At 43.5% G+C, this 14,624-nt stretch carries 9 protein-coding genes and 1 pseudogene; 4 read left to right on the top strand and 6 right to left on the bottom strand.

The features are described from left to right. Positions 1-791: RluA family pseudouridine synthase (locus AC5590_RS05460; protein WP_169268288.1), on the top strand; the 791-nt coding region annotated here is incomplete at its 5' end. Positions 792-802: 11 nt separating this feature from the next. Here the strand turns inward: AC5590_RS05460 and AC5590_RS05455 are convergent. Beyond that, positions 803-1,732 carry a cobalamin-binding protein gene (locus AC5590_RS05455; protein WP_169268287.1) on the bottom strand — a complete coding sequence of 310 codons (930 nt, stop codon included), beginning with the start codon at positions 1,730-1,732 and terminating at the stop codon, positions 803-805. Positions 1,733-2,363: 631 nt separating this feature from the next. Here AC5590_RS05455 and AC5590_RS05450 point away from each other — a divergent pair. After that, positions 2,364-3,572, top strand: coding sequence for an HlyD family secretion protein (locus tag AC5590_RS05450; protein ID WP_169268286.1), 1,209 nt, complete (start codon positions 2,364-2,366; stop codon positions 3,570-3,572). Between the two features lie 174 nt (positions 3,573-3,746). Here AC5590_RS05450 and AC5590_RS05445 read toward each other — a convergent pair whose 3' ends face one another. The 4 genes from AC5590_RS05445 to AC5590_RS05430 form a co-directional block, all read right to left on the bottom strand. Then, positions 3,747-6,311: a phospholipid carrier-dependent glycosyltransferase gene (locus tag AC5590_RS05445; protein ID WP_169268285.1), complete on the bottom strand. Its 2,565-nt coding sequence runs from the start codon at positions 6,309-6,311 to the stop codon at positions 3,747-3,749. Positions 6,312-6,507: 196 nt separating this feature from the next. Continuing rightward, positions 6,508-6,948, bottom strand: a complete 441-nt coding sequence (locus AC5590_RS05440; RefSeq protein WP_169268284.1) for a GNAT family N-acetyltransferase — start codon at positions 6,946-6,948, stop codon at positions 6,508-6,510. Positions 6,949-7,128: 180 nt separating this feature from the next. Next, on the bottom strand, positions 7,129-10,113 hold the full coding sequence (gene pruA / locus AC5590_RS05435; RefSeq protein WP_169268283.1) for an L-glutamate gamma-semialdehyde dehydrogenase: 2,985 nt from the start codon (positions 10,111-10,113) through the stop codon (positions 7,129-7,131). Positions 10,114-10,169: 56 nt separating this feature from the next. Beyond that, on the bottom strand, positions 10,170-11,879 hold the full coding sequence (locus tag AC5590_RS05430) for a GMC oxidoreductase (protein ID WP_169268282.1): 1,710 nt from the start codon (positions 11,877-11,879) through the stop codon (positions 10,170-10,172). Between the two features lie 392 nt (positions 11,880-12,271). Between AC5590_RS05430 and AC5590_RS05425 the strand changes: the two genes are divergently transcribed. Both AC5590_RS05425 and AC5590_RS05420 read left to right on the top strand, forming a co-directional pair. Next, positions 12,272-12,979, top strand: a complete 708-nt coding sequence (locus AC5590_RS05425) for a response regulator transcription factor (RefSeq protein WP_169268281.1) — start codon at positions 12,272-12,274, stop codon at positions 12,977-12,979. Positions 12,980-12,987: 8 nt separating this feature from the next. Next, on the top strand, positions 12,988-14,082 hold the full coding sequence (locus AC5590_RS05420) for a sensor histidine kinase (protein WP_498822856.1): 1,095 nt from the start codon (positions 12,988-12,990) through the stop codon (positions 14,080-14,082). Positions 14,083-14,088: 6 nt separating this feature from the next. Here the strand turns inward: AC5590_RS05420 and AC5590_RS05415 are convergent. Beyond that, positions 14,089-14,496: pseudogene (locus tag AC5590_RS05415) on the bottom strand (zinc ribbon domain-containing protein); the annotation flags it as partial. Positions 14,497-14,624 lie beyond the last annotated feature (128 nt).

The following is a 14,624-nucleotide window of genomic DNA, read 5'->3' as shown; positions in this document are numbered from 1 at the left end:
AATCTTTCCCTCTCCTTTATAAGGAGAGGGATGCCCGACAGGGCAGGGTGAGGTTGGGAGAGAGTTTTGAGTCATTCGATGACTTGTGTGTACACCCTAGCCTTGATAAGGGGAGGGGAGACTACGACAGGGTGGAGTGTTTTTATAATGGGCAATTACTCGGATTTGACATTCTTTACGAAGATGAATGGTTAATTGTTGTAAACAAACCCTCGGGATTACTATCAGTTCCAGGTCGTTATTTTGACACTCAAGACAGTGTTCTGAGTCGTTTGCGTTATCTCCTACCGGATGGTGTGATCCTTAATGCCGTGCATCGGTTGGATCAAGAAACTTCTGGTATTCTTGTATTGGCTCGCAATCAACAAATTTATCGTCAGCTGAGTCAGCAGTTTCAGCAACGGCAGGTTCACAAAGTTTATGAAGCCATACTTTCCGGTTCGCTCACGAGTGAGCAAGGTGTGATTGAATTACCACTATGGGGCAATCCTGAAAATAGTCCTTATCAGCAAGTTGATTGGCAATATGGAAAACCCAGCGTGACTCACTTTCAGATGATAGCAGTTGAGGGAAACTACACTCGCGTCGAGTTGACGCCATTAACAGGACGTACCCATCAGTTGAGAGTTCACGCAGTTGATGTCAAAGGACTTGGGGTACCTATTTTGGGCGATGGCCTTTATGGATGTGGTGCAGCCGCAAGTCGGTTACATCTACATGCCAGGGAACTTTGTTTTGAGCATCCGCAGTTGGGAAAAACCATTCATCTACAAGCAAAGACGCCATTTTAGCTTACACAAGCTTACAGAACTTCCCAACCCTTTTGTTTATATCCATATTCAAAGATTTCTGGATGCTGGATTTCTGCCAAAATCTCTAGAGAATCTACAAGTCGTGGTCCTGGACGATTGAAAAAGGAGTTACCATCAGTGATGTAAACTCTGCCAGTTTCCACAGCATGTAACTTTTGCCATTCTGGACGTTGAGTTAGTGGTTGAGCTTCTTGACGGGTGCGATTTAAATCAAAGCCACAGGGCATAAAGATGATGATATCGGGATTGCTAGAAATCAGGGTTTCCCATTTTAAGGTAGTAGAAGCCGAACCTGTGATGCTAAATAACGGTTCTCCTCCTGCTAAGGTTACTAATTCAGGAATCCAATTAGCAGCAACCATCAAAGGATCAGTCCACTCAATGCAAGCAACAGTGGGCAAGTGTTCTGTTTGGGAAAGATGTTGTGTTTTTTTGTCTACTATTTTTACCCGCGCTTGTAGATTTGCGATCACTTGCCGCGAATCTACCCCAAAAACGTTACCTACTCGCTGAATCTCATCCCAAATATCTTTAAGAACATTTGGCTGTAAGGAAATAATTTGAGCAGGGGTATTTGTAATGCTTGCAACTGCTTCTTCTACATCTTTTAGGCTAACAGCACAGACATCACATTGATCTTGGGTAACAATGTGAGTTGGTTGCAATTTCTCTAAAACATCTGTGTTGATTTGATAAATACTTAGGGCAGATTGCAACAGATAATTAACTTTCTCATGAATATCACCACTTGGGGCGTTGCTATTGATACGCGCTTGAGTACAAACAGGGCGGTTTTGAATTTCGGGGGGATAATCACATTCGTGTGATCGCCCAACGATTGCATCCGTCAAACCCAAAGCTGCTAATATTTCTGTGCCTCCAGGGATGAGGGAGACAATTCTTGCAGTGTCATTTGTCATTCACCACCTCCACGACAGCTGTTATATAGCAGGGAACAGGGAACACCCGAACGCTTAACAGACTTGAAAGTCTCTTGGTGACGGTGTTTTCTCATTAGTTCGTGTCCTAATCTACCTGGCGACTGCTATACTTCAATTTTTGCAAAATTATACAACTGTGGAATCTTTCTCTAGGTCAATGCCTAGAGGTTGCTGGAAAAATAAGGTTATATTTTAAAGAAGCATTCAGTATTTAGAATCAACTTTCCAAGCCAACGCGTGCTCACGACTATCAAAACTAACCGGAGTGGTATTATTCTAATAGAATTATACTGATGGAATTGATGGAATATTTGAGTTGATACAGCGCTTTTCAACAAGCGTCAAGTACACTACCCTACCCACCCTATAGGGTTCCCTCCCGTTGGCAAACAGAAGGTAAAACACACGACGTGCACTTGATTAAGTTGAAATAGCCTGTAAGTTAACAGGGGTGTATTGGAATTGTTAAATTCCTCATAGCTCTGCATGTGTAAGCGTTCGGGGAACAGTTTATACAATAAGAGCATCAATCAAAACGACTAACAAATAAATCTATCACTACCGTGCGCAAAGTAAGACTATTTATAATTTGTAATAATGAAGGTCGCTGATGGAACACCGAAATTCTTCACCACAAACACACAGGGTTACAGGATTAGAGGGACAAAAACCAGTTTCAGAGGAAAAGGTGACAGCTATCACTACTACAAACTCTGAAAGCGAAATTCAAAAACCTGTACCGCGATCAAAACGCAATGCGCTACCAAAAGTGATATTAGCTGTGTTGTTAGCCGGAGGGGCGATCGCTGCCGGAATTTACGCATTCCGAACATGGCAGTATAACCAGCAGTACGCAAGAAAGTATCAGGAAACTGATAACGCCTATGTCACCGCAAATGTTTCCCCTATCACTTCCCGCGTATCAGGAATAGTCACCGAAGTTACAGTTAATGATAACCAAGTGGTGTCTGCGAATGATGTATTAATGAAGATCGATAAACGGGACTACCTAGTATCTCTAACACAAGCAAAAGCATCTCTAGAACTAGCCAAGCAGCAAGCAGAGTTGGCACGAGAAAGGCTGAATAGAGATATTGTTAGTGCTTCCGCATCTAACTCAGATCCAGCAAACAATAACCAAGCAAAACAGGTTGCAACTAATGCTCAGCAAAGAGAGATACATCAGCAACAGTATAAAATAGCGCTAGCTGCTGTTGCCCAAAAGCAGGCAGATCTCAGAAAAGCGGAACTTCAACTGTCCTACACCGATATTACAGCGCTAGTTCCTGGAAAAGTTGGTAATAAAAGCGTTTCTGTAGGGCAGCAGGTACAACCAGGACAAACTCTTATCACATTAGTGCAGCCAAATCCTTGGATTATTGCCAACTTTAAAGAAACTCAGTTAGAAAAAATCCAACCTGGGCAAAATGTGACAATTACAATCCCTGCCTTCCCTAATCGCACGTTTAGCGGGAAAGTGGATAGTATGTCCCCCACTTCTTTTGGCAAGGTTGCCCTTCCCCCACAAGAAAATGCCACGGGTTATTCCAACCTTCCTCAGGATGTGCAACGAGTTCCAGTCAAGATAGTCTTTGAGCCTAAGAGTCTTCAAGGTTATGAATCTCGGATGACTCCTGGAATGTCAGCGGTTGCGGTTGTCGAAACTAATAACTCTCTTCCCGCCCAAAAAGCACCGAATTTAACTCCCGCCCAAAACGCACCGAATTCAACGAATCCCAAAGACACAAAGGATACGAAGAACACAAACGACACGAATACACAAGAAAAAAAAGATAATCAGACGAAGGAAAGATTGTAACAAATTCCTGTGTAAGCAAACTGCGTTTGAGACAAGGAGTGAGAGAGTAAGGGAGTCAGCTAAACTTAATATGAAAAATTTTCTTATCTCTCCTGCTCCCTTGCTTTTTCAAGCTACTGGTATAGTCAAATCAATTGACACCTGTGCCAATAGGTTTCCATAACCTTGCTTCCTTTACTTTCTCAATGTTGACAAGTCTTTCCATGCTTTCACGAAATTGCCTTGCATAAGGGCAGCAACTCCTGAAAGAACTCTGAATTCTGGTAAATTGGGATTTTTAGCTAAACTCGGTTCTAAAGACTTTTCGGCTGTTCGTGGCTGCCAATTATATAATTGAACAAATGCTAGATAAGCGTGAGCGTAAGGATTTTCTGGATCTAAGTCAGTGACTTGTTTTAGAGATGCGATCGCACCATCCACCCGCCGCTGCAACACGTTTGCTAAAGCCAAAGCGTATGCCCAATCTCGGTTTTGAGTAAAATGTTGCAATCGATATTCTAAAGTCAGTCTTGCTTGTACCAGATAATCCTGAATTGGATCGTATTGATTAATACGTCCTACTTCATCAAATACTTGAGTCACAGCTTCAGTACCTTTGGGTAATTGAGCGCCTAAAGTCTCTAACTGCGTTACTAAATCAAGTTCTGGTGCTTGTATGGCAGGGGCTTGAGGGTCAATTTGTAGTGTGACTTTTGGCACTGAAAGGGGATAACTTTCTCCTGATAGTCTGTTGAGATAAATCGCGTCTAGGGTATAAGTTCCGGGTGCTAGGGTAGAAGGAGGCAACATTGCCATCTTTTCAATCACTTGAAATGTTCCTTCAGGTTTTTTGGCACCAGGATGCATAGCTCCCATCGCGATACCATGATCGTGTATCCAACTATCAGTGTTAGGTATGATCTGACCATTTTTACGCCAAGTCAGCAGGACTAACCCGTGTTGTAGTTCATCCCAAGAACCAGACCACTCATAGCTTACAGGTATTGGTACTCCTGGGGGAGCTTTTTCTGGTACTATGACTTGTGATAGGGCAATTTTGGCTTGTGAGTTTTGTTGAGAAGTCTGTCTGACTTCTAGTGTTGGCGTTTGTTGATGATAAAGCATGAGTTGACTGTTATCAGGCAAATTCCAAGACTTATTGAGTTGAAAATTCCCGCCTTGCTCAACAGTCTTTACCATAAGAGCTTGAGCTTCTTTGACTGGTCCTTGATTACCTGTTTTCGTTACGAACCATGACAACGATCGCGCATCTTGTTCGACAAACTTTTTCCTGATTCCCACCTGACGTCCGTAAACTTGAAAGTTTTGTAGCGCCCCGTAGTAATTGAAATTGTGTTGGTTAACTTCTCCAGTTGATGGTAGTACTCCTAGAGTAGAACGCAAATACGGTTCTGTTTGGATAATTTGGCCAATAACCTGTTGATGAGGAAACTCTGCTTTCATGTAAGGATAATGCTCAGAGTTGGGACTCAAAACTTGTGTCATCCAACCACCAACAACACCTCCCACCGGAAACAGGTTGAGCAACATTAGTATAATAGCTAAACCAAAAGTACCCCAACGGACACGCTGTCCGAACAGACTGCGCCAACGTGTCAACCCATAAGCTAAAAGCACCGTCACCGCTGGTAAATAAGGCAAGACATAACGTTCATGCTTGTTCACATTCAAACATGAAAGAAAATATCCGCCAATGCAAAACACAAGTAACCATATGAGTGATGAGTTTTGCTGGTTCGCTTTGCTTGAAGGTATAGTTTCAAGTTTTGGATTTTCAGACGCAAATTTTGAACGCCCCCACCATATAAGTAAACTTACCAGAGGTACAAATAACAAAGGTAATGAAACTTGGTAAGGTAACTGATTCCAATAGTACATCCAAGATTCCAGCTTATCAAGACCAGGCTGACGTTCAGCAATAGCAGAATCAATTGTCGCCCGCTTACCAGAAGTGAGGATGATAAGCCAATTGGTACGATACCAAGGACCAAAAACTAACACCGAAAAACACAAACTACCCAGTAGTTGTAATAAGCGTCCCCAACGCCGATGACGTAGTGCACCCACTCCAACCCAGACTATCGGCGTCAACAAAAAAAACAACGCCGTCTGCTTCACCATCAACGCCAGCCCCAAAGTTAAGCCGAAGACTGCAGCCCAGAACCATTGAGTTGGGGGAGTTGGGGAAGTTGGGAAAGAAAAAGAAGCAAATACCCCCTTGTCCACTGTCATTCGCCAAACACTCAGGCAAAAGAAACTCAAAGTCACAACTGCTGCAAGCGGATAATCTAGCAAAAATTCTAAACGCAGCAGATAAAGAGCAGGTAAAATTTGGCATAGTGCAGCAGCCCACAAACCTACAGTCTCGCTAAATAGCACAGTGCCCAAACCATAGACTGAACTTAGTAAAATTGCACTAAAGAACAGCATCACCAGAGTTGCTTGATCTGGTCCGATGCCAAAGATATTCTGAACAATAGCTGTAACGATGTAAGTTAAAGGCGGTATTTTGGAAGACAACAGCCAAAAACTTTGCCACCACTCCTGGTTAAACCATTGGGGATTTTGTAACGCGTGCCAATAATTTAAACTACCAGTTAAATAGTCTGCTTGATCCCAAGCAGGGACAGAACGATCCAAAGCAAACCAAATGCGATCGCACAACGCCCCCAATAACCAAATTATCCCGAGTATGAATAAGTTTTTATATTTATTCTGCTTACTTTTGTAATTGCTCATAATATTGGACAAGTGCTCATCGCTTCAACCTCACCCCTACCCCTCTCCTTATAAAGGAGAGGGGAGGAGAGTGCAAGGTTGAGGTATAGATGCAGTAAGTGACTAACCAGATTTGACATCATAGGTTCGTATTTGCGCTTAAGAACTACTGCAAGCCACCTACCTCAATCAGTTATCAGTTATCAGTTACCACTGTTCACTGATTTAATTTCTTCCTCATTGTCACATGACGAATGCCAGCCTCTTCAAAAACCTCCCCCTCTTCCTGAAAACCCAACTGTTGATGCAAACCCTTAATATACTCCTGTGCATGAATGACAACTTCTGGAATATTCTTACTCGCTATAACTTCCATTGCCTTTTCCATAATTTTCTTGCCAATACCATACCCTCTACCTACGGGTAAAACAGCAAGCCTTTCAATCTTCGCAGTCTTGTCATCCAAATATCTCACCCTCGCAGTTCCCACATACTCTCCATTTAAAGAAGCAATCAACTGCTGAGAAGTTTCATCTTCTCCATCAAAATCTAAATCAGGATCTAGACCTTGTTCTTCCTGAAAAACAGACTTCCTGATTGCTTGAATTGCTGAAAACTCCTGATACCAATCAGCAACTCTAACAATGACATCCTTCATTGAAATTCCTTCGCGCTCTTTGCGTCTAAGCGCTTCGCGCACGCTGCGCTAACGCGGTTCGATAATAAAATAAGGTGGGCAACGCTGCCCACCCTACTAACTTACTCTGGTTCTGTTGTCTTTAATTTTGAACTTTGAATTTTGCTTCGACTACGCTCAGCAACCATGAATTTTGAATTATTACTCCGCTCCCTCAATTGGCGCAAAACCTTGACGCTGAATATTTTCCGTCACCGTACGCGGTTCTGTGAATTGTAGCAGGTAATCTGGTCCCCCAGCTTTAGAACCAACACCAGAAAGCTTGAAACCACCAAACGGCTGTCGTGCAACGATCGCACCCGTAATGTTGCGGTTAATATACAAATTTCCAACTTCAAACTCATCCTGCGCCTTCTCAATGTGCGAAGGAGTTCTAGAATAAAGTCCTCCAGTCAAGGCGTAGTTAGTTCCGTTAGCAACTTCCAGCGCCTCTTTGAAATTCTTCACCTTAATCACCGCCACAACGGGACCAAAAATTTCTTCTTGGGCTATAACCCCATTTGCTGGTACATCCTTAAAGATAACAGGACCGATAAAATACCCATTATCCGGTGCTGGCATTTCCAAAGCGACTTTTGCTTCTGCCTTACCTTTTTCGATATACTCACGAATGCGATCGCGTGCATTTGCATCAATCACTGGTCCAACTTGCGTACTCGGTAACTCTGTCTCCCCAATATTGAGCGATTTCGTCGCTTCCACAAATCGCTGCACAAAGGTATCATATACCGGTTCCAACACCACCACCCGTGAACAAGCAGAACATTTTTGTCCACTGTAACCAAATGCCGATTGCACGACCCCAACAACAGCAGAGTCTAAATCAGCACTCTCATCCACAATGATGGCATTCTTCCCACCCATCTCAGCAATCACGCGTTTCATATGCTTTTGACCAGGTTTAAGGATTGCTGCATCTGCATAAATCCGACACCCTACCTCTTGTGAACCAGTAAAAGCAATCACATGAGTGTACGCGTGATTCACCAAATAAGCCCCAACTTGTGAACCCTTACCAGGCACGTATTGAAAAACACCTTTAGGAAATCCAGCATCTACTAAAACTTCCGTCAGCTTCGCCGCAATCACAGAAGATGTTTCCGCTGGTTTCAGCAAAGTACAATTTCCTGTCACCAAGGCTGCAACCGTCATTCCTGTTGCGATCGCCAGAGGGAAATTCCAAGGAGAAATCACGACAGCAATTCCCCTAGGCTGGTAAATATAACGATTCGTTTCACCAGCAACGTCATAATTGAAACCCTGATCCAAGCGTTCCATCTCCGAAGCGTAGTAACGACAAAAGTCTATCGCTTCCGAAACCTCACCATCTGCCTCCCGTACTGGCTTCCCAACTTCCAAAACTATCCAAACCGAAAGTTCCGCACGGCGTTGTTCCATCAAATCAGCCGCTTTTCGTAATATCCCAGCGCGTTCTTTTACAGGTGTTTTACGCCAAGCAGGAAACGCAGCCTTTGCAGCTTGCATCGCTTGTTCGGCTTGTTCAACACTCAGAAGTGCTATCTTACCAACCACCTCACTAAAATTCGAGGGGTTGACAGAATCGACAACTTGTTGTGTCTGAACATACTCACCGTTAATTAAAGGCAGATAAGTTCTTCCTAATTGCTGACGAACATTTTGCAAAGCAAGATTCGCCTCATTCCTCTGCTCCTCCTCAGCATAATCTGTATCAGGCACACCAACGAAGGATGAAGGATTTTCCGCTTGTCTGGTTGTTTGGTTGTCTACTTGTCCGACAACAGGCGGTGCTAATAATTCCTCAACGGGACGATTCTCCATATTTTGCCGCAAAAAGGAACTATTCGCAGTATTTTCCAGCAAGCGACGAATGAGATACGCCATTCCTGGAAGCAGTTCGCCATAAGGACAGTAAACTCGAACTCGGTAACCTTTATCAACTAACGCTTTTGCTAGTTTATCCCCCATACCGTAGAGAACTTGCATCTCAAAGCAACGGCGAGGGACATTTAAGCTTTGTGCTGTTGCTATAGCATGAGCTTGCGATCGCACATTATGGCTACCAATCGCAGCATACACATATTGATGATTTTCAAGCAATAATTCAGTTATTCTTTCAAAATTTGCATCTGTTGCGGCTTTATCGTTATAAACTGGCTGTTGCCAATGCTTCTGTTCTGCTTTTATAGTTTCTTGATCCCAATACGCACCTTTAACCAAACGAATTGTCAGCGGATAACCACGCTGTTTCGCCCAATTAATTAAGTTTTGTGTATCTTGTTCACTGTCGCGTAGATATGCTTGGATTGTCACACCAAGATCTGTACGAGAGCGAAACTCTTCTTCTATTAAAAGTTTTTTCAGGATGTTGAAAGTGATATCTTTATATGCATACTGTTCCATGTCAAAATGAACAGAAGCACCAAGTTCTTTGGCACGACGTAACAGAGTGCGGATGCGATCGCTCACCCGTTCTTCACTACCTTTAGCATCCAACGGGTCAAACTGCGAATAAAACGCCGTTAACTTCACAGAAACTTGGACTTTTGGCAAACTTTGTCCATCAGCTTCGTCAATTAAAGGAACTGGCGTCCAACTCTTCGATGCTTCCACCAATTGTTGCATCAAATCTAGATAGCGTTCCAAATAAGATTGAGCTTCTGCTTCGGTAATCACAGCCTCACCCAATAAGTCTACAGTGAAAGCCATTTTTTCCTTACGCAGTCGCTCAATTGTTTTCAGCGCCTGTTTAATGTTTTCCCCAGAAATATATTTATGAGCTAATGTTTCTACGCCTGTGGAAACAGTTGTTGCTGCGACTTGTCCAGGCATAGAATCTGGATTAGCAAAACCCAGCATTCCCTTCAGGGCTGTAGGTAATTCCACTGATTCATCAGCCAGATATTCTTGTAAATGCGCTGCAATTTCTGGTTTACTACGTAAAGCAGGAAGAGTATCAATAAAGCGAAACAGTTGCACCCGTAACCCAGGATTGCTCATCGCCCAAGCTAACAACTTATCGTCCCAGCGCATCTGATCTCGCAGTGCACCAAAGAATGAACGATTTTCTTGTGTTGCGGCTAGAAGCTGTTTAGCGATTTCTTGGGTTTTGGCTTCGTAGGTGCTTGTTTGTACTTGTAATACCACTGATAACAAACTCCGTATTTGAAAGACAAGGCTTAATTGTATACAGCCTCTATCTTCTATTTTGACTTTTCCATTGTGCGAAGACCACTTCCTAAATTAGTAGTCCCGACTAATTCTGTTGACTTCTTAATCCAATCTGCCAAGCGAATTGAAAGTGCAACAATTGTCAAGGTAGGGTTAGCATATCCCCCTGTAGGAAAAACGGAGCTACCTGCTATAAATAAGTTAGAAATGCCATGAACTTGGCAATTTTCATCAACAACTCCCTGTTTCGGGTCAATATGCATTCGGGTTGTGCCCATATGATGGGCAGTACCAGAAGGTATACCAAGTTTGGGAAGACCTTCTTTGTATTCGATTCTATATTCACCTAACCCAGAACTCGCAAATTCTTGAGCTACGATTTTTTGAGAACGCTGAATGTTGAGGGCATTGTCAGTATCCCACCGCCAGTGAAGTTCTAGCTTTTGACAGCCGAGTGGATCTCGTTCTTTGCTCAACACAACTCGATTAGCAGGATTGGGCAATTGTTCCACTTGATGAATCACCTCGAAAACCTTAAACCTTGGTTGGTTGTTTGGCAATTCTGACCATCCGCCTCTGTGGAATCCATGTAGCAAGGACTGATTTTTAGTAGCAGCCAAGTAACTGGCAAGCATCACGTAATCAATACCACCGATGATATTGACAAACTCTTTGACGGAAAGCAGCTGTGAAAATTTGCGATGAACAAGCGCTTGGGCCATTGCTTTGAATGACTCAATTGCCTTGAGTTGTCGCTTACTCGGTCGTGGGAACAGAACAGTGCTAATATTGACTAATTGCTCACGCCGCATAAGCTCTTGGGGGAGTTTGAAATAGCCCAACACTGGAACATCGTTCACACGACGTAGATCGTACAAAGACATTTTATTAAATAAGTTAGCGTCAGCAGGGATAAAATCGCCACCTTGGACTAAGGGATGATCCATAAAATATCTGCCGACTACATCGTGTTGGTTACCCAAGCCAGCCGTTTGCTGACGATTGGACATCAACAGTGTACGCGGATTTTCTAGCCCACCTTGGGCGAGTATAAACACCTTGGCAGCGATCCAAAACTGATTGCCCTGCAAAGAAGCAACCCGCAGACGAGTTGCCGTTCTCACAGACTCATTGGTTTCAATCTCAACTGCATTCAGGTTGAGCAAAACAGTAATGTTATCAGCTTTAATAAGTTCGTCGCGATACTCCTGGCTGAATACATTGCCACGTCCAAAGTGGAACACTGCACTAAGCATTTGCTGCTCATTTACCGGTAACCGCTTCGCTTGTTCGTTTTCCCATGTGTCAGGATCATAAGCAAATGGACCTGCTTGACAAACTGACTGGGCACGTTTGTAATAGGGTTCCAAGTGCGATCGCTCAATTGGCCAACCGCTGTAAGGTAGCCCGTCTCGCTTCTCAAAATCAATTTCGTCCAAAGGGGCATACCGCACACCCTTTTGCCCTTTACCAATCTTAATCGACCAAAGATTTGAATTGCCCCCGAACATTCGATGTCGGATGTCTTTGAGTGGCAAAAAGGGATCTCCAACAGTTGATGCTTCAGCAAGCGCTTGAGTTTGTGGATCAAACTCAAGTCCGCCACTCTCCACAAGGCAAACTTTTGTTTTATATCCAATAAATTCACGGGCTAGCGTGATTCCAGCTGCGCCTGCACCAACAATACAAACTTCAGTTTCAATAACTTGGTCTGCACAGATTAAACGAGCGTCTTTGAGCATATATAAGGTAGATGTCCGAAAAGGTACAATGGTTAGCGAATTTTTCAACGAATACCACAAAGTATACGTATGTAACTTTAAAGAGAATGACAAGATTTTTATAGATTATTCAATCAATTTGCTTCTCTGTGAATTTACACTTTGTCGCAAAAACGTAGCGATCATATGTCAATCCTGTGACGAAAATGTGACAGTTTCCCGAAGATTTGTTGAAAGATATATCACGCTTTGTGAAAAAGGTGTAAAGTTCAGTGATAATACTGTTGAATATTCGTGCTTTTGCTAGTTAAAGCTAGCTTATAACTTTGTCCTTAGGTGATTGGTCTGATAAAGTGGTTTACTATTAATGCTTGCTAATATAATGCTTGGTAAAAAAGCTCTTTATCAGACTAATGGAGATTTTGATTGTTGAAGATGAAGTTGAAATTGCTCGGTTAATTCAACTGTATTTGGAAAGAGAAGGATTTTCTTGTCGCCACTGTGCTGATGGATTAAGTGCGCTTCAAGAGTTTCAAGACTATTCGCCTCAGTTAATAATCCTAGATCTAAAGATTCCTGGTTTGGATGGACTGGAAGTTTGTGCTCGCATTCGACAGCAAGCAAGCTATAGTGATCCTTACATCTTGATGTTGACGGCTAAGGGTGAGGAAAATGATCGGATCATCGGTTTATCGACTGGAGCAGATGACTACGTAGTCAAGCCCTTCAGCCTAAAGGAACTCGTAGCTCGTGTGCGAGCACTCCTACGACGAATGCAAAGTGATACCAAGCAACATCACACTTATCGTACGCGACACTTTGTCATTAATATCAAGCAACACTCAGCCAGCCGAGTTCTGAGTACAAATGAATTGACTCCTTTAGACCTAACGGCTTTGGAGTTTGAACTAGTAGCAACATTTATGAGTGATCCTGGTCGGGTTTGGAATAGAACTCAACTGATTAAGAAACTTTGGGGTAGTGACTTTTATGGCGATGAGCGAGTTGTTGATACCCACATCGCACGTCTACGAAAAAAGATTGAACCCGATCCAGCTAATCCAACTTTTATTAAAACTGTGGTTGGAGTGGGTTATAAGTTTGACGACCAAGTTATTTAGGACCAATTGTGAGTAAGCTTAGCCTCCTATCGCGATTACTGTTGTGCAACATTATTGTGATGCTAGTCGGATTGAGTACCCCACTCATTGTGGACTGGTTGCTCTCGCACCAACTGTTTGGGTTGGACTTAACGCTTTTAGAAGGACGACAGTTTAATGTGGGTACAACTGCCAATGAGTTGATTGACAAGTGTGAGGTAGTCTGGAACCAAGGAGTTTGGTGGTCAATGCTTCTCGGTGCAACCGTAGCAGGTAGTTTGAGTTACTTGTTTGCTAAGCGGATTGTACAACCTCTAATTCAGATGGAGAAAATTACTCAAAAGTTTGCTGAGGGGAACTTGAGCGCGCGTGTACCTGAGAGTGAAATTCCAGAGTTGAACCGCCTTGCTATAAATTTTAACCGAATGGCATTAAACCTTGAAGGGGTAGAACAGCGCCGTCGAGAACTCATAGAAGATTTGACTCATGAACTACGTACACCGTTGACAATCTTGGAGGGTTCTCTGGAGGGTTTAGCAGATGGGGCGATTGAAGCAAAAGCAGAACTGTTTGAGCGATTAGCCAGAGAGACTGCCCGACTAGGTCGGTTGGTGAATGATACACAAGAACTTTCTAAGGCGGAGGCAGGATATTTACCCATCAAGATTCAACGGATTGATCTACACCCACTTCTGCTCTCCCTAATTAAACGGTTTAGTGATCAACTACTAGAAGAGGGTCCTGTGTTGCGTTTGGAGTGCCCACCCAATCCTCCCTTTGTCTGTGCTGATCCTGAGCGAGTTGAGCAGATTCTGGTCAACCTACTTGGCAATGCAGTACGCTACACTGTGAACGGTTCTATCACTCTGCGAGTTTGGAGCGAACCTCCGAAATTATGGATTGCGGTGATTGACACAGGTCATGGTATGAAAGCAGAGGATTTACCCTTTGTTTTTAATCGATTTTGGCGTTCTGAGCGCTCTCGGGAGCGTAACCCTGGTGGTTCTGGAATGGGTTTAGCTATCTCCCATCGTCTGGTTAAGCTGCACAGAGGCGAAATTTTAGTAGAAAGTGAGCTAAATAAGGGAACTACGTTTCGATTTTCGCTGCCTTTGGCATCATGAAGTAAACTACCCACACTGATTCGGAGTACCGAATACAGTCTGGGCTTTCAGTAGCCCTGAAGAGTCTGTACTGAGATTACAATACAAACCATTCGAGCCTCCAGGCTGGTTTACAGACAGCCCCAATAATGCAATCATCTTCGCTCGGTTCAAATCTGCATCACAGGACAACCCGCAATGACCGCATTTAAACTTCTTCTCAGAGCGCAAGCCAATGTGTAGACAGCGGTTACAGGTTTGACTTGTATAAGCTGGGGAAACAGCAACAACTTCTACCCCATCTTTCAATCCCTTGTACTCCAAAAATATTCGCAACTGATAGAACGCCCACGAATTGCTCCTACGGCGTTCTGTCTTGTTACGCGGTTTTTGGTTTGTCCTTTCACGGATACCAGTCAAATCCTCAATTGCTATAAGTGAGACAGCGCTGGAGGAGGGTTTCCCGACCTAGGCGACTGCGTAAGCGCAAGCGCACGCTAAGAGCGTTCGCGTAAGCGTGTCCCTTTGGGACTTACGCGTAGCGTCTCCGCAGGAGATACCCG

This window comes from Brasilonema octagenarum UFV-OR1, from assembly GCF_963888615.1.
Lineage (GTDB): Bacteria > Cyanobacteriota > Cyanobacteriia > Cyanobacteriales > Nostocaceae > Brasilonema > Brasilonema sennae.
The sequence above is the reverse complement of the archived record's forward strand: the minus strand, read 5'-3'. Positions and strand labels throughout refer to the sequence as shown.